The sequence below is a fragment of the Klebsiella sp. R390 genome, assembly GCF_051131745.1.
Classification (GTDB): domain Bacteria; phylum Pseudomonadota; class Gammaproteobacteria; order Enterobacterales; family Enterobacteriaceae; genus Klebsiella.
This window is the reverse complement of the sequence record NZ_CP180445.1, coordinates 2,785,344-2,801,739: the sequence shown is the minus strand read 5'-3', so window position 1 is coordinate 2,801,739 and position 16,396 is coordinate 2,785,344. Positions and strand designations below refer to the sequence as shown.

17 protein-coding genes and 1 tRNA gene are annotated in these 16,396 nt (G+C 58.7%); 6 read left to right on the top strand and 12 right to left on the bottom strand.

Features of this window, described 5'->3' with window-relative positions:
• Positions 1-148: 148 nt before the first annotated feature.
• Together yicI and ACMYSP_RS13010 are read right to left on the bottom strand one after the other, a co-directional pair.
• Positions 149-2,467 carry an alpha-xylosidase gene (gene yicI / locus ACMYSP_RS13015; RefSeq protein WP_434582494.1) on the bottom strand — a complete coding sequence of 773 codons (2,319 nt, stop codon included), beginning with the start codon at positions 2,465-2,467 and terminating at the stop codon, positions 149-151.
• Positions 2,468-2,626: 159 nt separating this feature from the next.
• The gene (locus ACMYSP_RS13010; RefSeq protein WP_434582492.1) at positions 2,627-4,021 is read right to left on the bottom strand and encodes a glycoside-pentoside-hexuronide family transporter; all 1,395 of its coding nucleotides are present in this window, start codon (positions 4,019-4,021) and stop codon (positions 2,627-2,629) included.
• 292 nt (positions 4,022-4,313) lie between these two features.
• On the opposite strand from ACMYSP_RS13010, the gene ACMYSP_RS13005 reads away from it, so the two are divergent.
• Positions 4,314-4,408: transfer RNA gene (locus ACMYSP_RS13005), tRNA-Sec, on the top strand.
• A gap of 89 nt (positions 4,409-4,497) precedes the next feature.
• On the opposite strand, the gene ACMYSP_RS13000 is transcribed toward ACMYSP_RS13005, so the two are convergent.
• Positions 4,498-5,073, bottom strand: coding sequence for a PIN domain-containing protein (locus ACMYSP_RS13000; protein WP_434582491.1), 576 nt, complete (start codon positions 5,071-5,073; stop codon positions 4,498-4,500).
• Positions 5,073-5,528: a helix-turn-helix domain-containing protein gene (locus ACMYSP_RS12995; RefSeq protein WP_434582489.1), complete on the bottom strand. Its 456-nt coding sequence runs from the start codon at positions 5,526-5,528 to the stop codon at positions 5,073-5,075. The genes ACMYSP_RS13000 and ACMYSP_RS12995 overlap by 1 nt, the downstream gene beginning before the upstream one ends.
• A 263-nt stretch (positions 5,529-5,791) precedes the next feature.
• On the opposite strand from ACMYSP_RS12995, the gene ACMYSP_RS12990 reads away from it, so the two are divergent.
• The 3 genes from ACMYSP_RS12990 (at position 5,792) to ACMYSP_RS12980 (ending at position 8,335) form a co-directional block, all read left to right on the top strand.
• The gene (locus ACMYSP_RS12990; RefSeq protein ID WP_434582488.1) at positions 5,792-6,799 is read left to right on the top strand and encodes a zinc-binding alcohol dehydrogenase family protein; all 1,008 of its coding nucleotides are present in this window, start codon (positions 5,792-5,794) and stop codon (positions 6,797-6,799) included.
• Between the two features lies 1 nt (position 6,800).
• Complete coding sequence (locus ACMYSP_RS12985) at positions 6,801-7,100, top strand: putative quinol monooxygenase (protein ID WP_434582486.1); 300 nt, start codon at positions 6,801-6,803, stop codon at positions 7,098-7,100.
• A 185-nt stretch (positions 7,101-7,285) separates the two neighbouring features.
• Complete coding sequence (locus tag ACMYSP_RS12980) at positions 7,286-8,335, top strand: NAD(P)-dependent alcohol dehydrogenase (protein ID WP_434582484.1); 1,050 nt, start codon at positions 7,286-7,288, stop codon at positions 8,333-8,335.
• Here ACMYSP_RS12980 and ACMYSP_RS12975 read toward each other — a convergent pair.
• Both ACMYSP_RS12975 and ACMYSP_RS12970 read right to left on the bottom strand, forming a co-directional pair.
• Complete coding sequence (locus ACMYSP_RS12975; RefSeq protein ID WP_434582483.1) at positions 8,332-9,285, bottom strand: GlxA family transcriptional regulator; 954 nt, start codon at positions 9,283-9,285, stop codon at positions 8,332-8,334. The two genes, ACMYSP_RS12980 and ACMYSP_RS12975, sit on opposite strands and share 4 nt — an antisense overlap.
• A gap of 25 nt (positions 9,286-9,310) precedes the next feature.
• Positions 9,311-10,090: an MBL fold metallo-hydrolase gene (locus ACMYSP_RS12970; RefSeq protein WP_434582481.1), complete on the bottom strand. Its 780-nt coding sequence runs from the start codon at positions 10,088-10,090 to the stop codon at positions 9,311-9,313.
• 167 nt (positions 10,091-10,257) lie between these two features.
• Between ACMYSP_RS12970 and ACMYSP_RS12965 the strand changes: the two genes are divergently transcribed.
• Complete coding sequence (locus ACMYSP_RS12965) at positions 10,258-10,812, top strand: NUDIX domain-containing protein (RefSeq protein WP_434582480.1); 555 nt, start codon at positions 10,258-10,260, stop codon at positions 10,810-10,812.
• Positions 10,813-10,836: 24 nt separating this feature from the next.
• Here ACMYSP_RS12965 and nlpA read toward each other — a convergent pair whose 3' ends face one another.
• The 4 genes from nlpA to ACMYSP_RS12945 form a co-directional block, all read right to left on the bottom strand.
• Complete coding sequence (gene nlpA, locus ACMYSP_RS12960; RefSeq protein WP_434587081.1) at positions 10,837-11,646, bottom strand: lipoprotein NlpA; 810 nt, start codon at positions 11,644-11,646, stop codon at positions 10,837-10,839.
• A 111-nt stretch (positions 11,647-11,757) separates the two neighbouring features.
• Positions 11,758-12,804, bottom strand: a complete 1,047-nt coding sequence (locus ACMYSP_RS12955) for a bifunctional transcriptional activator/DNA repair enzyme AdaA (protein ID WP_434582478.1) — start codon at positions 12,802-12,804, stop codon at positions 11,758-11,760.
• Positions 12,791-13,564, bottom strand: coding sequence for an isocitrate lyase/PEP mutase family protein (locus ACMYSP_RS12950; protein ID WP_434582477.1), 774 nt, complete (start codon positions 13,562-13,564; stop codon positions 12,791-12,793). Before ACMYSP_RS12950 ends, ACMYSP_RS12955 begins: the two co-directional genes overlap by 14 nt.
• Positions 13,565-13,653: 89 nt before the next feature.
• Positions 13,654-14,559: an AraC family transcriptional regulator gene (locus ACMYSP_RS12945; protein WP_434582476.1), complete on the bottom strand. Its 906-nt coding sequence runs from the start codon at positions 14,557-14,559 to the stop codon at positions 13,654-13,656.
• A gap of 118 nt (positions 14,560-14,677) precedes the next feature.
• On the opposite strand from ACMYSP_RS12945, the gene ACMYSP_RS12940 reads away from it, so the two are divergent.
• Positions 14,678-15,214 carry a carboxymuconolactone decarboxylase family protein gene (locus tag ACMYSP_RS12940; protein ID WP_434582475.1) on the top strand — a complete coding sequence of 179 codons (537 nt, stop codon included), beginning with the start codon at positions 14,678-14,680 and terminating at the stop codon, positions 15,212-15,214.
• A gap of 16 nt (positions 15,215-15,230) precedes the next feature.
• Here the strand turns inward: ACMYSP_RS12940 and ACMYSP_RS12935 are convergent, their stop codons facing one another.
• Both ACMYSP_RS12935 and ACMYSP_RS12930 read right to left on the bottom strand, forming a co-directional pair.
• Positions 15,231-15,701 (bottom strand): DUF1348 family protein, encoded by a 471-nt coding sequence (locus tag ACMYSP_RS12935; RefSeq protein ID WP_434587080.1) that lies wholly within the window; start codon positions 15,699-15,701, stop codon positions 15,231-15,233.
• Complete coding sequence (locus ACMYSP_RS12930) at positions 15,701-16,330, bottom strand: pyridoxamine 5'-phosphate oxidase family protein (RefSeq protein WP_434582474.1); 630 nt, start codon at positions 16,328-16,330, stop codon at positions 15,701-15,703. The genes ACMYSP_RS12935 and ACMYSP_RS12930 overlap by 1 nt, the downstream gene beginning before the upstream one ends.
• Between the last annotated feature and the right edge of the window lie 66 nt (positions 16,331-16,396).

The following is a 16,396-nucleotide window of genomic DNA, read 5'->3' as shown; positions in this document are numbered from 1 at the left end:
TCTCAGCGGCAAAGTACGCTATCACCGAACGACGGTACTGTCTGTGGGATCAATCACCGGAATGAAACAAACGTTACTTTCTTAGATAAAATGGAATAAAAAAACCCTCTCCGGCGACGAAGAGGGTCTCAGACGTTGATGAATTAACTCACAACATAATGGTCAACGCGTTGCCCTGCGCGGTCACCACCACGCCCAGCTCACTGCCGGTCTGCGTACCACCCTGCACGCCGGCAATCTGCGCAATATTACGCAGGCACAGCGTCCAGTCGCTGACCGTACCGTCGCCGCTGACGGCGATCGTGTTGCCCTGACGTTTCGCCCGCAGGGTGAAGACCACCGTGCCGTCCGCCGCCGGGAGCTGGCATACCGCCTCATGCCCGTCCGCCAGATGGAACAGCTGGAAGGCAGTGCCTTCGTTCCAGGCGTAATCCGGTTTCTGGTCGTTATTGCCCAGCGCCAGCAGGGTATTCTCGCGCACGTACACCGGCAGGCTCAGCACATCATGGGTCTGTTTAAGCCAGCGGCTACCCGACACTTCATCGTTGTGCCACAGGTGCGTCCAGCGGCCTTCCGGCAGGTAGAACTGCACCTCGCCCGCTTCGCTAAACACCGGAGCCACCAGCACCGAATCCCCCAGCATGTATTGACGATCCAGATAGTCACAGGCCGGGTCGTCCGGGAACTCGAGCATCATCGACCGCAGCATCGGCGTCCCGCACTCGCTGGCCAGTGCTGCCTGGCGATAGAGGTACGGCATCATGCGGCATTTCAGCTGCGTGAAGTGGCGCACCACATCGCAGGATTCATCATCATAAGCCCATGGCACCCGATAGGATTTGCTGCCATGCAGCCGGCTGTGGCTGGAGAGCAGACCGAACGCGCACCAGCGCTTGTAGACATGGGCCGGCGCGGTGTTTTCGAAGCCCCCGATATCGTGGCTCCAGAAGCCAAAGCCGGACATACCGATCGACAACCCGCCGCGCAGGCTCTCTGCCATCGATTCGTAGTTAGCGTAGCAGTCGCCGCCCCAGTGCACCGGGAACTGTTGCGCACCCACCGAAGCGGAACGGGCGAACAGCACCGCTTCTTGCTCACCAAGGTTGTCTTTCAGCACGTTCCACACCAGTTCGTTGTAGATAAAGGCGTAATGGTTATGCATTTTCTGCGGATCGGAACCGTCAAACCACTGCACATCGGTCGGGATACGCTCGCCAAAGTCGGTTTTGAAGCAGTCAACGCCGATGTCTATCAGGCCTTTCAGCTTATCGGCGTACCACTGGCAGGCTTCCGGGTTAGTGAAATCATAGATCGCCAGACCCGGCTGCCACTTATCCCACTGCCAGAGCGATCCGTCCGGGCGCTTGAGCAGATAGCCCTTCTCTTTCAGCTCTTTAAACACCGGCGAGCGCTGGCCGATGTAGGGGTTAATCCATACGCAGACCTTCAGTCCTTTGTCTTTCAACCGTTTGATCATCCCTTCCGGGTCCGGGAAAGTCACTGGATCCCACTCGAAATCGCACCACTGGAAGGCTTTCATCCAGAAGCAGTCGAAGTGGAACACGTGCAGCGGCAGGTTTCGCTCCGCCATTCCGTCGATAAAACTGTTCACCGTCGCTTCGTCATAGTTGGTGGTGAACGAGGTGGTCAGCCACAGGCCAAAGGACCAGGCCGGCGGCAGCGCCGGGCGCCCGGTAAAGCGGGTGTAGCGGTCGAGCACCGCTTTCGGCGTCGGGCCATCGATAACGAAATACTCGAGATACTCGCCTTCGACGCTGAACTGCACCTTAGAGACCTTCTCCGACCCGACCTCAAAGGAGACGCGCTGCGGATGGTTGACCAGCACGCCGTAGCCCCGGTTGGTCAGATAAAACGGGATATTTTTGTAGGATTGCTCGGTACTGGTGCCGCCATCTTCGTTCCAGGTTTCCACCGTCTGTCCGTTGCGAACCAGGGCGGTAAAGCGCTCACCGAGCCCGTAAACGGTTTCACCGACGCCAAGATCGAGGCGTTCAAACAGGTAATGACGGTTGGTGTTCGTATCCTGCACGTAGCCGTTGTTTTTCAGCTGGCTGCCGGTAATACGCACGCCGTTGCGCAAGAAATCCAGCGCCCAGAACTCCCCTTTCGTCACCCGTACGCTCAGGTTGCCGCTTTTCAGCTCGGCGAACGCTTCGGTGTTTTGGATCTCAACGTCGACATCGGGGAGGACATTCAGCGGATAGTGTGGGCCGTTATCCAGCGCCCCCTGGAAATGCTCCATCCGTACGCCGATGATGCCCGCCTGCGGAGAGAAAAAGCGCAGGGTAAACAGCGGGGTATCCAGCTGCCAGGTGCGTTCACGGACATCACGCGGAGCAGCATAGACCACCATCTCATTGCCCTGCTGTTCCACCTCGTAGACCTGTACGGGTTGGATCAGATTGAGTCCCGGTTGAATAAGCCAGTTTCCATCACTGATTTTCATTAAAACGTCCTCTTAGGGCCTATCTCGGTAGGCATACATTGTTGCAGCCAGTTTGGCCACGGACAGCGCGGAACCACCGGAGCGTACACGCAGTACGTGAGATGGCGAGCACTGACCAGGGCCAAAACGGCAAATAAAATAGCCTGATGGGCCAGGCTCTTAGTTTTGCAATTCTTTGCCGATCGGTGCTGAAGCGAAATCTTGTTCGTTACGACGTGCGCCCTGGGCCAGTTCGGCCATGATTTTTACCAGGAACGGCGTTTTCAGCGTGTAGTAGCGTTTGGCGATAACCGCGCTCAGCGCATAGCAGACTGCCGGTACGAGGGTAAAGAGCGCGATAATAATGGTGATGGTCGCGCCATTTTGGGTTTTGGCCGCCGCATCATAGCCACCGCCGGCCAGCATCCAGCCAATCATCGCGCCGCCCAGCGCCAGACCGAGCTTGAGCACAAACAGGGTGCCCGCGAAGCTGATACCCGTCAGCCGTTTACCGTTGCACCATTCGCCGTAGTCAACGGTGTCGGACATCATTACCCACTGAATAGGCGTAACCAGCTGGTGCAGCACACCAATCGCGAAGATAAAGACGAACATGGTGATTTCCGCATCGATCGGCACGAAGAACATCGCCACGCTCAGCACCGCCAGAATCGCGTTGGTCCACCAGAACACGCTGACTTTGCATTTCCAGTCCGTGAGCGGTTTTGCCAGTGCGGAGCCGATCAGGTTGCCGACGCAGTAAGTGGTCAGGAAGACGGTAAACAACGCCGCTGAGCCCATAATCCAGGTGGTGTAGTACATCATGGCGCCACCGCGGACGCAGACCGCGAGGATATTCAGGATGGTCAGCACGCCGACCACACGCCACTGGTCGTTGCGCCAGATGTCGCGCAGGTCTTCACGCATGGAGGTGGTGCTCGGTGGCGCCTGCACGCGCTCTTTGGTGGTAAAGAAGCAGAAGGTCAGCATCAGGAAGGCGATGACGGAGAGCACCGCAATGCCGCCCTGGAAGCCAAGCGCTTTGTCGTCGCCGCCGATAAAGTTGACCAGCGGCATCATCAGCACGGTGGAGAGCATGCCGCCCGCCGTCGCCAGCACGAAGCGCCAGGACTGCAGCGAGATACGCTGGGTTGGGTTATCGGTAATGACGCCGCCCAGCGCGCAGTAGGGAATATTCACCACGGTATAGAGCAGGGTCAGCAGGGTATAGGTGACGGCGGCGTAGATCAGTTTGCCGTTGTGGCTGAGGTCCGGTGAGCTGTAGGCCAGTACGCAGACCAGGCCAAACGGGATCGCGCCGAAGAGGATCCACGGGCGGAATTTCCCCCAGCGGCTGCGGGTACGGTCGGCGAGCAGCCCCATGCAGGGATCAGAAATCGCGTCCAACGCACGCGCCAGCAGGAACATGGTGCCAACAAAACCAGCGGGAATACCAAAAATATCGGTGTAGAAAAACATCATGTACAACATGACGTTATCAAAAATGATGTGGCTGGCGGCGTCACCCATGCCGTAGCCAATCTTCTCTTTGACGGACAATATATGTTCTTTCATGTGCGCACTCTTCCCCAAACGGTATCACGGGTTGGTACCGGTTACAGAATTTGTAAACGATCCGCTGAGTAAGATGAATTGCGATATCTCGTTATCAAATTATGTTTCTTGTTTTCTGTGATCGCGGTAGGCCGAATGCAGACGAAAAAGTGTAACCCTCGGATTTCGAAAGGGTTTATGTAAGACTGTTCTGTAATGTCCAGTTTTAACAGTAAAAAAGTGCGTTTAGGTATGTGGTAAATGGCGGAAAGTAGCTATAATGCGCCCCGCCTCCATGTAGCAATCGAGGCGCGGAAGATCGTCATCTCCGGTGAGGTGGCTGGACTTCAAATCCAGTTGGGGCCGCCAGCGGTCCCGGGCAGGTTCAACTCCTGTGATCTTCCGCCAGTTTGCTCCCCCTGGTTAGTCCTCCGTCGTACACCACACGAATCAATCATCTAAATATCAATGCGTTATTGATAGTCGTTTTTATCGATTTAAATGGCGTACGGATAATTCATCAGCGCTTTCACCGTCATGGGCAATCCCTGCTTTAACAGCATCGTGAGGAACTCATCTACCGTCATCGGTGGATTTTTTAGGGACTGCCGCTGACGCCTTACGGCCTCCAGTGCCAGGGCATGATTGAGGTCGAATAAATCAGAAATAAAGACATCCGGGTGAAGCGCTTCTATTTCAAAAGGGCGCAGCACTTCTGGCGGAAAGTCTTTGTGGTTAAGCGTGACGATAATTTCAGCTTTGGCTCTTATCGCTACTGCCAGCACATGCCTGTCGTGGGGATCGGGCATTTCCAGGCCCTTTATCAATCCCTTATATCCCGTCACATTGGCATCTGGTAAAGCAGAATTCATCAGTTTTACGGTCCGCTGAAGTGCCTGGGACGGGATGTCTGGCCGATTAGCGATCAGGTTTCTGCACCATTCATCCTGAATAGCATGACTCCATTTAGGCTGATAGAGCCCGGCAATCCCCAGGTGCATCAGCAAATCCCTGAGTCGCGCCGGATATAACACACACGCATCTAAAATCACCGGGTATGGTGAATGTCGCATTAATACATCCCTAAATCCTGCGCCTGATCGGCCAGCGACTGCATCGCGTCCAGGCTCTCCTGTTCCCTGCGTTTTTTATACGCCATAAGATCGGCGAACAACACCCGGCGATGCCGCCCCGTTTTGTGAAATGGAAGCTGCCTCGCTTCCAGCAGCTTCACCATATGCGGGCGAGAGACATTCAGTAAATTTGCCGCCTCCTGCGTGGTCAGTTCAGCTTGCACGGGAACGATCTGTACCGCATTACCGCAAGCCAGCTCCCCGAGGATATCCATCAGCAGAGTCAACGCGCTGGTCGGTAGCTCGATCGGATGGGCTTTATCATCCTCGCCGAGGATGGCAATACGCTGTGTTTCCAGCCCGCTAGAAAGATAGGCGGCGAGTTCACGCTGCCCGCGCTGCGCAAGTTCGCTTTCCTGGCGATCGGGAAGGCTGATATTCGTCAGTGTGGTCATAGATTGGACTCCTCTGGATCATGCTGGCGAGTATATTCGAAATAATCGAAATCCTCAATATTCGAAATAAACGAAACCACTCTGTCACTGACAGCCACTGTACAACGAACTCAATGACGCCTTTCTGCCTGAACCCACGCTCCCCCCTGATTTTCACTTTCTGCATATAACTGTTATCGCCGCCGGGGCGTTTTTCCCCTTCTCCCACCGGTCTATCCTTGATGCATGCCATTGATAAACCCTATTCCTTCTGCGGAGAAAATATGAAAGCGATCGCCATTACCCGTGCCGCCACAGACGGCAGCAACATTCCTTTTTTACGTGATATTGAACTACCGGTGCCGGTTGCCGTAGGGCATGACCTGCTGATCGAAATCAAGGCCATTTCCGTTAACCCGGTGGACACCAAAGTCCGCGCCGGGTTTACCGGCGATACCCCGCGCGTGCTGGGCTGGGACGCGGTTGGGGTAGTTAAGTCGGTCGGCGAAGCGGTCACGCTGTTCACGCCGGGGGATGAAGTCTGGTACGCCGGTGCGCTGGGCCGCGCGGGAAGCAACAGCGAGTTTCAGCTCGTTGATGAACGCCTGGTCGCGCTGAAGCCGCGCTCGCTGGATAACGCCTCTGCCGCCGCCCTGCCGCTGACCGCCATTACCGCATGGGAACTGCTGTTTGACCGGCTTGGCGTACAGGAAGGCGGCAATAGCGGGGACACGCTGCTGATTGTCGGCGCGGCGGGCGGCGTCGGTTCGATTCTCACCCAGTTGGCCAGCAAACTGACCGGAATGACGGTGATCGGCACCGCCTCGCGGCCGGAAAGCCAGAAATGGGTACGTGATGCGGGCGCGCACCATGTTATCGATCACAGCAAGCCGCTCAGCGAAGAGCTGGCGCGGATTGGGATCCCCGCGGTCACCCATGTCGCCAGCCTCAACAACACCGAACAGCATTACGCCCAGCTGATCGCCGCCCTCGCGCCGCAGGGTAAACTGGCGCTGATCGACGATCCGGAAACCCTCGATGCCCGGCCGCTGAAGGCCAAAAGCATCTCACTGCACTGGGAATTTATGTTCACCCGCTCGATGTTCACCACGCCGGATATGATTGCCCAACACCAGCTGCTGACCCGGGTTGCCAGCCTGATTGACGACCAGACCATCAAAACCACCCTGGGCGAGCATTACGGGCCAATTAACGCCAGCAACCTGCAAAAGGCCCATGCTCAGCTGGAAACCGGCCGCGCTGTCGGCAAAATCGTGCTGGAAGGCTTTTAAGATGAGCCACGACGCGATCTCGATTCTGGCGGTATTAAAAGCCAAACCAGGCCAGGTTGACGCACTTGGCAAAGCGCTGCAGGCACTCCTGCAGCCAACCCGCCAGGAGCCGGGCAACCTCGATTACGCCCTGTTCCAGCTGCGCGATGCCCCGGACACGTTCTATATGCGCGAATCGTGGCGCGACGCCTCCGCGCTGGAAACCCATATCTCGCTGCCGCATTTTCAGGCCTTTATCGCGCAGATGAACAGCCTGCTGGCCGAACCGTTGCGCCTGGACTACCTGACGCCGATCGAATAAACCTCCCGGCATGACGGATCCCCTGCCACGCGGGGGATTTGCCGTTGGTGCCGCCTTTTTCTTTTTAACACTCTGAGCTAATCGCGCCACGTCCGGCGCTGACCAGGCTACGCTTACCGTTGCCAACAACGATTCGTTCCCCCCTCCGGTTTCTTCAGCTCGTTCATTCAGAAAGAGGTTTCGCTATGCAGATCAACGCTATTGGTACGTACTCCGCCACCCAACCGCTGAAAGCAATGGCCATCTCACGCCGCGACCCAGGCCCTCATGATGTGCAGATCGCCATCGATTTCTGCGGCGTCTGCCACTCGGACCTGCATCAGGCGCGTTCCGAATGGGCCGGCACGCTCTACCCTTGCGTGCCGGGGCACGAAATCGTCGGCCAGGTCACCGCCATCGGCAATCAGGTCACGGGATTTAGCGTCGGCGACCTGGTGGGCGTCGGCTGCATGGTCGACAGCTGCAAAGCCTGTGAAGAGTGCGAAGCGGGGCTGGAAAACTACTGCGACCACATGGTGCTAACCTACAACGGTCCGACGGCCGATGAGCCCGGACACACTCTCGGCGGCTATTCGCAGCAGGTGGTGGTACACGAGCGCTATGTGCTCCACGTCCGCCATCCGAAAGCCCAACTCGCCGCCGTGGCACCGCTGCTCTGCGCCGGGATCACCACCTACTCTCCGCTGCGCCACTGGAAGGTCGGGCCGGGGAAAAAAGTCGGTATCGTTGGCATTGGCGGGTTAGGGCATATGGGGATCAAGTTGGCCCACGCCATGGGGGCCCACGTGGTGGCCTTCACCACCTCGGAATCCAAGCGTGAAGCGGCGAAAGAGCTGGGCGCCGATGAGGTAGTCGTCTCGCGCAACGACGACGAAATGGCCGCGCACCTGAAAAGCTTCGATTTTATTCTCAACACCGTGGCGGCACCGCACAACCTTGATGCCTTCACCACGCTGCTCAAGCGCGACGGTACGATGACCCTGGTTGGCGCCCCGGCGACCCCGCATCCGTCACCGGAAATCTTCAATTTGATCTTCCGCCGCCGCGCGATTGCCGGCTCGATGATTGGTGGGATCCCGGAAACCCAGGAGATGCTCGACTTCTGCGCCGAACACGACATCGTCGCCGATATCGAACTGATTCGCGGCGATCAGATCAACGAAGCCTGGGAGAGAATGGTCAAAGGGGACGTGAAGTATCGCTTCGTGATCGACAGCGCCACCCTCGCCGGTTAAGGGCCGCGCCGAAAGGTACGTCGCCACTCCCTCGGGCTCACGCCGAAGCGGGATTTAAATTGCTGGCGCCAGGTGACGGCGGAACGGAAGCCGACCATTTCCGCCACCTGCTCCACCGGCATATCTCCCGCTTCAAGCAGAAGCTGGCTGCGCCGCAGACGCTCGGCGGTCAGCCAGTCAGCGATGCTCATGCCGGTGGCGTGGGCGAAATGGCGGGTGAGCGTCCGGCGGCTCATCGCCACCACCTGCGCCAGCGTGTCGAGGTTGTGCGGCTCGTGAATATGCTGCTGGAGATACTCCAGCAGGCCATTAATCCGCGCATCGCGGGTGTTTTTCGGCACCGGTTGGGCAATAAACTGCGCCTGGCCGCCCTCGCGATGGGGCGGAACGATCAGCCGTCGGGCAATCTGGTTTGCCGCCAGGCTGCCAAAGCGCTGGCGGATAATGTACAGGCAGCAGTCCAGCGCCGCCGCCGTGCCCGCGGAGGTAATCATTCTCTGGTCATCCACGTACAGCGCGTTGATATCCAGCTGCACCTGAGGAAACAACTGCTGAAACGCCTGCTCAAACTCCCAGTGGGTGGCCGCCCGTTTGCCGTCCAGCAGCCCGGCATAGCCCAGCACAAAGGCGCCCAGGCACAGGCCGACAATCTCAGCGCCGTGCGCTCTGGCCCGCACCAGGCTGTCCAGCAGCGACTGCGGCGGGCGCTGATGCACCGCGCCCCAAAACGGCACCACCACGATATCGGCCTGCTCGAGAGCCTTAAAATCGGCGCTGGCGTTCAACGCAAAACCGTCGCGGGCGGTCAATAATCCCGGCTGCTCGGCACAAATCTGCAGGTTGAAACGCCGGGTGTCCGAAACACTGTCGCCAAACACCATGCAGGGAACCGAGTAGTGAAAAGGGCTAAAGCCGTCCACGGCGACAATCGCAACATCGGTGAGTTTCATGGTGCCCTCCGCTCCCTACAACCGGCTAAAAGAAAAGACTTTCTCCATCCTGCGGGATACTGACGACATCGGCAATCTGATTGTCAGCCACATACTCACGCAGCTCCGCGCGACTCAGCAAGCAGTGGTTAACCGCTTCGAGATGGATAGCCACAATATTTGCCTCCGGCAGCGTGAAATGCGCTTTCAGCACATCCTCTTTGCCCATGATGATCGGGCCAAAACCGATCACATGCGCGTAACCGGCGTTCAGCACCACCACGTCAGGGTGCAGTCGCCGCATGTCGGCTTCAACCTCCGGGCGCCAGATGGTATCGCCTACCAGCCACAGCGTTTTCTCCTGCGGATGGCGGAACACCACGCCGCAGGCCTCACCCAGGCGCTCCGCCATCGCTGGTACCGCGTAGGTGCGGTCGCTGCCGTGCTGCCCGGAGGTGGTTTTTTGTAGCACCACCCCGTCGAATTCGCTGTGCTCAGACAGCAGACGAACATCGCTGAACCCCTGTCCCCGCAGCAGCCCGGCATCGCCTTCATGCTGCACGAATACCGGCAGCGTTTTCGGGATCGCCGCGATCGCCGCCTCGTCCCAGTGATCTTCGTGGGTGTGGGTGACGATCGCGGCATCGACATCCACCAGCGTATCGACGGAAACAGGCAGTCCCACCAGCGGGTTACGCCGTTCGGCACGGGCGGTGCCGGCAAATCCAGGCCAGGCACCCTGCTGCGCCAGCATCGGGTCAATCAGGAATTTTTTACCTGCATACTCAATCAGTTGCGTTGCATTACGAATATGGGTCATTTTCATGATGTTCACTCCTCTTCACGGTCATCTGGCGAACATCGTACGTCCCACCAGCCTGGTACAATATGGGCATTTGGGCAATGATCGATGATATTGGGCCAACTTTGCGCGGTTGCCATCTGCCCCTGGCTATGGTGTTCTGAATATTCATGTTCTGAGGAAAAGTGACGATGAAAAAGAGACTGACCGCCGCCGATATGCACGATGCGGAAGTGATGGCGCAAACCCCGTGGTTCAGCATGCGTAAGGTGGCGATCGATATCACCGACAGCGAGCGCCGCGACTTTTACTCAATCCATTACCCGCGCCCGGCGGTGGGTATTGTGGCTATCCAGCAGGACAAAGTGCTGCTGATCCGCCACTACCGTTATCTGATCGATCAGGTGATGTGGGCCATTCCCTCCGGCGGCATTGATGAAGGGGAAGAGCCGCAAGCCGCCGCCCTGCGCGAGCTGCGGGAAGAGACCGGCTGGCAGGCGAAAAATGCCGAAGAAATTATCCGCTATAACCCCTCCTATGGCAGCAGCGACCAGCTGTTCATCACCTGGCTTGCTCGCGATCTGGAGTATGTCGGGATGGACGCGGATCAGGATGAGGTGATGGAAACAGGGTGGTTTACCTTTGACGAGATTGGCCAGCTCATCGCCCGCGGCGAGATGCCGGACGGGCTCTCTCTGGTACCGCTGCTGCATCTGATGGCGCAGCAGCGGGGCCGTTTAGCGTAGCGGAGTCACATCATAGGCAGAGGATCACCAACCGGGAACCGCGCCGCCGTTAAAGATAGTCTCTGCCGCTTTCGCCACTTCTGGTGACTGATAGGACTGGATGAATTCCTTCACGTTTTCGGCGTTTTTGTTCTCTTCGCGGGTCACAATGATATTCACGTACGGTGAGTTTTTATCTTCGATGAAAATCCCGTCATGCACCGGCGACAGCCCGGTTTGCTGCAGATAGGTGGTGCTGATGATCGCCACGTCGACTTTCGGGTCATCAATCACCCGCGGCAGCTGCGCGCCTTCCAGCTCCATAATATTCAGGTGATGCGGGTTGTCCGTGATATCGACCGCCGTCGGCAGCAGCCCGGTACCGGCCTTCAGGGTAATCAGCTTCTCCTGCTGTAACAGCAGCAGCGCGCGGCCAAGGTTGGTCGGATCGTTCGGAATGGCGATGGTCGCCCCGTCTTTCAGGTCGGCCACCGATTTAATTTTTCGCGAATAGCCGGCCATCGGGAACACGAAGGTATTACCGACGGCAACCAGATGATAGTTATGCGCTTTATTATCCTGCTCGAGGAACGGCCGGTGCTGGAAGACGTTAGCATCCAAATCCCCGGCGTTGGTCGATTCGTTCGGCAGCAGCGACCCGCTGAAGCCCACCAGTTCGACGTCCAGCCCGAACTTCTCTTTGGCGACCTTCTTCGCCACTTCCGCCACATCCTGTTCCGCGCCGTTAATCACGCCAACTTTAATGTGTTTCGCATCACCGCTTTTCTGGTCGCAACCTGCCAGCAGCAGGCCCGCCAGCATCACTGCGGCGGCTGTCCGTAAACGCAATTTCATCATTGTTATCCTGTCAGTCCATGAGAAAGTCATTATTATTTTCGACGAAAACTATAACGGCTTTAAGACCGGTTTTTAAACACTCAAAACAGCAACAGGAAATAAAATCATCTAGCGATATTTCGCTTCATGCGCCAGCAGCCACGCCTTGCGCGCCAGCCCGCCGCCGTAGCCGGTCAGCGAGCCATCTTTGCCGATAATACGATGGCAGGGAATGACGATCGCCACCCGATTGGCACCGTTGGCGTTGGCGACCGCCCGTACCGCACCGGCGTTGCCCATCTGCTGCGCCAGCCCCTGATAATGTTCAGTGGTACCGTATGTCACCGCCTGCAGCTGCTGCCACACCGTCTGCTGGAAATCGCTGCCCGGCGTCTCCAGGGTCAGGGAAAAATGGCGCCGCTGGCCGGCAAAATATTCGCCGATCTCCGCCACCGCCTGGCGCGTATGGTGATTCTCGCCGGCGATAATCCTCGCCGAAAGTAAGCGCTGGAGATCGCGAAACTCCGTCTCCAGCATCCGCCGGTCGACAAACTCCAGCAGGCAAACCCCGCGCTCGCTGGCGCAGACAAACATCGGGCCAATGGGCGTGGTAAAGCGGTGCAGCAGGATCACCTGCGCCGCCTCGCTGGGCGCGTGGCCGGTGAGTTTTTTACAGGTGTAGCCAAACCCGCTCAGCGAGTCGTATCCGCTGTCGAAGGCCACGTCGGTAGCACGCCGCCCGCCCTTTAGCTCCTGCAGGGCGGTATTCACCCGCAGCATCCGCTGAAAGGCCTGAAACGTCATGCCGTAATGATGGGTAAACCAGCGCCGGATCCGCTCGGGGCTGATGTGCTGCTGGCGCAGCTGGTCATCGCTGATCCGCGCTTTCGGGTTAGCCCGCAGCTGCTGCATCACCTGCTCCACCATCGGCGGCGCGGAGCTGGCATTTTCCGTGGGCCGGCAGATCTTACACGGGCGGAACCCGGCGCTCAGCGCAGCTTTAAAGTCGCGATAGAACTCGACGTTTTCCCGCTTCGGCTTGCGGGCGCGGCAGGTTGCCAGGCAAAACACACCGGTGGTTTTCACTCCCACGAAAAAAACGCCCGCGTAGCCGGAGTCGCGGGCCAGGAGTGCGTCGTACCAGGTATCGCATAACCCGCTATCAGTCACCTGCATGGTCAAATACCCCTTTAAACGATCGTTGCTGCCGGACGGTCTTCAGCAGCCGGTGCAGATGCCCTTGTTGCGCATCGTGCAGTACATTGCCCATCGAAATACGTTTCACACCCAGCTTCGCAAGCTGGTCATGATCGGGCAGCGCAGGCATCGCCATGACGTTCAGCGGCAGCGCCACCGCCGCAACAATTGCGGCGATATCCGCAGCCTCGGTCACGCAGGGAACAAACAGCCCGTCGGCGCCGTGCCCGGCATACAGCTGGCCCCGGGCCATCGTCTCCGCTAGCGCCTGAGGCCGGTTCAGCACGAAGGGGTCGGTGCGGACATTAACAAACAGCGACACCCCCGCCTGCGCCAGCCCTGTGGTTATCCCCTGCAGACGCCGGGCAAAAGCCTGCGCGTCCACCAAGGTCCGTACGCCCTCGTGCACTACGCTGTCTTCAAGATTAACGCCGACCACCCCGGTGCGCGCCAGGGCACGCAGATTTTCTACCACCTCTTCTACGCTGGCGCCATAGCCCGCTTCCATATCCACGCTGAGCGGTAACGCCACCCGGGCGCGAATGCGGGTGACCCGGTGCAGCAGTTCCGCAAACGGCAGCGCGTCGCCATCACTCAGCCCCAGACTGTGGGCAATCGCGGCGCTGGAAGTTCCTATCGCCGTATATCCGGCCTCGACGGCTGCGCTGGCGCTGGGGACGTCCCAGACGTTAGCCAGCAGCAATGGCGTGGCCTGGTGATGCTGTTGTGTGAAATCCATAGATGCTCCGGTGTTGTGGTGATACGACGGATTCTGGCCCGTTCGCCACAGGTGCAACAACCGAAAACCGGACGACTATTTTTTTGCTGTTAGCGACGCCGCCACTCGCCGGGCGTTACGCCATACAGCTTCTTAAAGGTCTTCGAGAACGACGCCTGCGACTGAAATCCGCAGCGCCCGGCAATCACCTCCAGGTTAGTCTGCCGCTCGATGCGCAGCAGGCGCGCGGCCATCGCCATCCGCAATTGAGAGAGCCACGCCTGCGGCGTCAGGTGATAAGCGCGGGTAAAGTGACGTGCGAAGGTGGCCCGTGACAGAAACGCACGGGCGGCCATGCTCTCCAGCGTCCACGGCTGCTCCGGCGCCGCCAGCACCGCAAAGACCGCAGGCATCAGCCGTTCATCACTCATCAGGCGCAGCAGCCCCTCCGGCGGAGTGTCGCTACCTAGCAGCGTGCGCAGCAGGAACACCAGCAGCGTATCACCGAGGCTGCGCACAATCGCCGCGCCGCCGGGGTGCTCCAGCAGACTTTCGCGCACCAGTACGTCAAGCAGCAGCGCCAGCTCCGGGCACTCCGCCCGCTCGTCGGTATGCAGGTGAATCAGATCGCTATCTTGCGCAAACAGCCAGCTGACGTGTGGCCCGAAGTAAAATTCCCCGCACAGCATCTCCAGCGCATCGTGGTCGCTGCCGGTGCGCACCTCGGTCACCGTGCCGTTAAAGCGGTGGGCGACGGGCAGGATCTGGCCCCACTCCACCAGGCTTTCCATCAAATGCGGCGAACCATGCGGCAGCAGGATCACATCCCCCGCCCGCATATGACGGCTTTGCTTGCCAACCGTCAGCCGCCCCTCGCCGTGCAGGACAAAATGCCACGGCACCACCCCGCGGCGCATCTGCTCATGACCGGCCTGCCAGCGGCCGCCAAACCGGCAGTGCAGATTAACTTCACAACGCGGCGCCAGCAGCGCCAACAGATGACTGAGACTGTCCATGCCACTCCCTGAGACGATAAGACATAAATATGAGACGTAGAGCCTCAGTCTAGCACGCGGAACTTCCCTAAGATGGCGTCATTGCCACGACACACCCTCACTCAGACAGGAGCACACCATGAGCCGTTTAACAGAGATTCATGAACAAGACGTCAGCGGCAAAGCCGCCGAGATTTTTGCCGGGATCAAGAAAGCGATGGGCAAGGTCCCGAATGCCTATCTGACCATTGGCGGCCATTCGCCGGCGGCGTTACAGCAGGCGCTGGCGCACAACGCGATGCTGAGCAAAGGCAGTCTGAACGCAAAAGAGCTGGAGGCTATTAACCTGGCGGTGAGCGAAGCCACTGGCTGTGATTATTGCCTGGCGGCACACACCCTGATGGCGAAAAAAGCGGGCTACAGCCGCGAGCAGATCCAGGCGCTGCGTCACGGTGATTATGCTGACGATGCCCGCATCAATACGCTGGTGACCTTCGTCCAGACCCTGGTAAGCACCCGCGGCACCCTGCCAGAAGCAGAGGTCAGCGCGGTGCGCCACGCTGGCTTCAGCGACCAGCAGGTGATTGAGATCATCAGCGCGGTGAGCGCCATTCTGTTCACCAACATGGTGAACCGGGTCAATGACACCGTCGTCGACTTCCCGAAAGCGGATTAACCCGCAGCGCGCCTGTCTACAGCCCCAGTTCGCTCAGTCCCGGATGCGTATCCGGGCGGCGTCCCTGAGGCCAGTGGAACAGGCGCTCGCTCGGCGCAATCGGCAGGTCGTTAATGCAGGCATAGCGCGTATGCATCAGCCCATGCTCATCGAAGGCCCAGTTTTCGTTGCCGTATGAGCGAAACCACTGGCCGCTGTCATCACACCACTCGTAGGCAAACCGCACCGCGATACGCTCATCGCTCCATGCCCACAGCTCCTTGATTAAGCGATATTCCTGTTCTTTGCTCCATTTTCGCGTCAGGAAGTCGATGATTTCAGCCCGGCCATGCACAAACTCGCTGCGGTTGCGCCACTCACTGTCGACGGTATAGGCCTGCGCCACCTTTTGCGCATCGCGGCTGTTCCAGCCATCTTCGGCGGCACGCACCTTTTGCATCGCGCTTTCACGGGTAAACGGCGGTAATGGCGGACGGTGATCGGTCATCATGGCTCTCCTTTGAGGGTTAACTGTTGTTGCAGCCGTTGGTTTTCCTGCTCCAGTTCATGGATGCGCTGCTGCAGCGTCTGGCTGTATTCCGCGATCTGCTGCGGGCTGTAGCGTGGCGTAATATGCTGCGGGCAGTTCCAGTCGAAGGCCTGTAGGTGAAAACGATAGATGCGCTCGACTCTGGCCCGATAGTTTTCCGGCGTCACCCGCGCCAGTAGTTCCGGCTCATCCTCCTTCGCCAGCACGTCAATGGTGGCATAAATTTTGAGCCTTGCACGCCGCGGATAATCCATCAGAAACAGGCAGGCCCGGTCGCTACCGCGCAGGTTGCCGGTGGTAATGTACTGCCGGTTACCGCCAAAATCGGCCATCGCCAGGGTGGTGTCATTCAGCAGATGAAGAAAACCAACGGGCCCGCCGCGATGCTGGATGTAGGGCCAGCCGGTCTGGGAGAGCGTCGCCAGGTAAAAGCTGTCGCGGCTGGTAATCATCTCCTCTTCGCTGTCAGAGAAGCGTTCGCCCCGGCGCGGACGGCGCGGGGACTGCCACATGCCGTCACTGCCCATTTCATGCTGCACATCCATCACATCAGGTGTGATGGCGATATCAAGAAAGTCGCCTGACATAACGCCTCCGGGTCCGGTATCACTGCGCTCATCATGGACTCTGCCGCCAATAATGATAATACTGGG

Coding starts and splice junctions, on each gene's coding strand:
- yicI (WP_434582494.1), bottom strand. CDS start 2,467: ATGAAAATCAGTGATGGAAACTGGCTTATTCAACCGGGACTCAATCTG.
- ACMYSP_RS12975 (WP_434582483.1), bottom strand. CDS start 9,285: ATGAAACTCACCGATGTTGCGATTGTCGCCGTGGACGGCTTTAGCCCT.
- ACMYSP_RS13010 (WP_434582492.1), bottom strand. CDS start 4,021: ATGAAAGAACATATATTGTCCGTCAAAGAGAAGATTGGCTACGGCATG.
- ACMYSP_RS12970 (WP_434582481.1), bottom strand. CDS start 10,090: ATGAAAATGACCCATATTCGTAATGCAACGCAACTGATTGAGTATGCA.
- ACMYSP_RS12965 (WP_434582480.1), top strand. CDS start 10,258: ATGAAAAAGAGACTGACCGCCGCCGATATGCACGATGCGGAAGTGATG.
- ACMYSP_RS12985 (WP_434582486.1), top strand. CDS start 6,801: ATGAGCCACGACGCGATCTCGATTCTGGCGGTATTAAAAGCCAAACCA.
- ACMYSP_RS12980 (WP_434582484.1), top strand. CDS start 7,286: ATGCAGATCAACGCTATTGGTACGTACTCCGCCACCCAACCGCTGAAA.
- ACMYSP_RS12945 (WP_434582476.1), bottom strand. CDS start 14,559: ATGGACAGTCTCAGTCATCTGTTGGCGCTGCTGGCGCCGCGTTGTGAA.
- ACMYSP_RS12935 (WP_434587080.1), bottom strand. CDS start 15,701: ATGACCGATCACCGTCCGCCATTACCGCCGTTTACCCGTGAAAGCGCG.
- ACMYSP_RS12955 (WP_434582478.1), bottom strand. CDS start 12,804: ATGCAGGTGACTGATAGCGGGTTATGCGATACCTGGTACGACGCACTC.
- ACMYSP_RS12930 (WP_434582474.1), bottom strand. CDS start 16,330: ATGTCAGGCGACTTTCTTGATATCGCCATCACACCTGATGTGATGGAT.
- ACMYSP_RS12940 (WP_434582475.1), top strand. CDS start 14,678: ATGAGCCGTTTAACAGAGATTCATGAACAAGACGTCAGCGGCAAAGCC.
- nlpA (WP_434587081.1), bottom strand. CDS start 11,646: ATGAAATTGCGTTTACGGACAGCCGCCGCAGTGATGCTGGCGGGCCTG.
- ACMYSP_RS12995 (WP_434582489.1), bottom strand. CDS start 5,528: ATGACCACACTGACGAATATCAGCCTTCCCGATCGCCAGGAAAGCGAA.
- ACMYSP_RS12950 (WP_434582477.1), bottom strand. CDS start 13,564: ATGGATTTCACACAACAGCATCACCAGGCCACGCCATTGCTGCTGGCT.
- ACMYSP_RS12990 (WP_434582488.1), top strand. CDS start 5,792: ATGAAAGCGATCGCCATTACCCGTGCCGCCACAGACGGCAGCAACATT.
- ACMYSP_RS13000 (WP_434582491.1), bottom strand. CDS start 5,073: ATGCGACATTCACCATACCCGGTGATTTTAGATGCGTGTGTGTTATAT.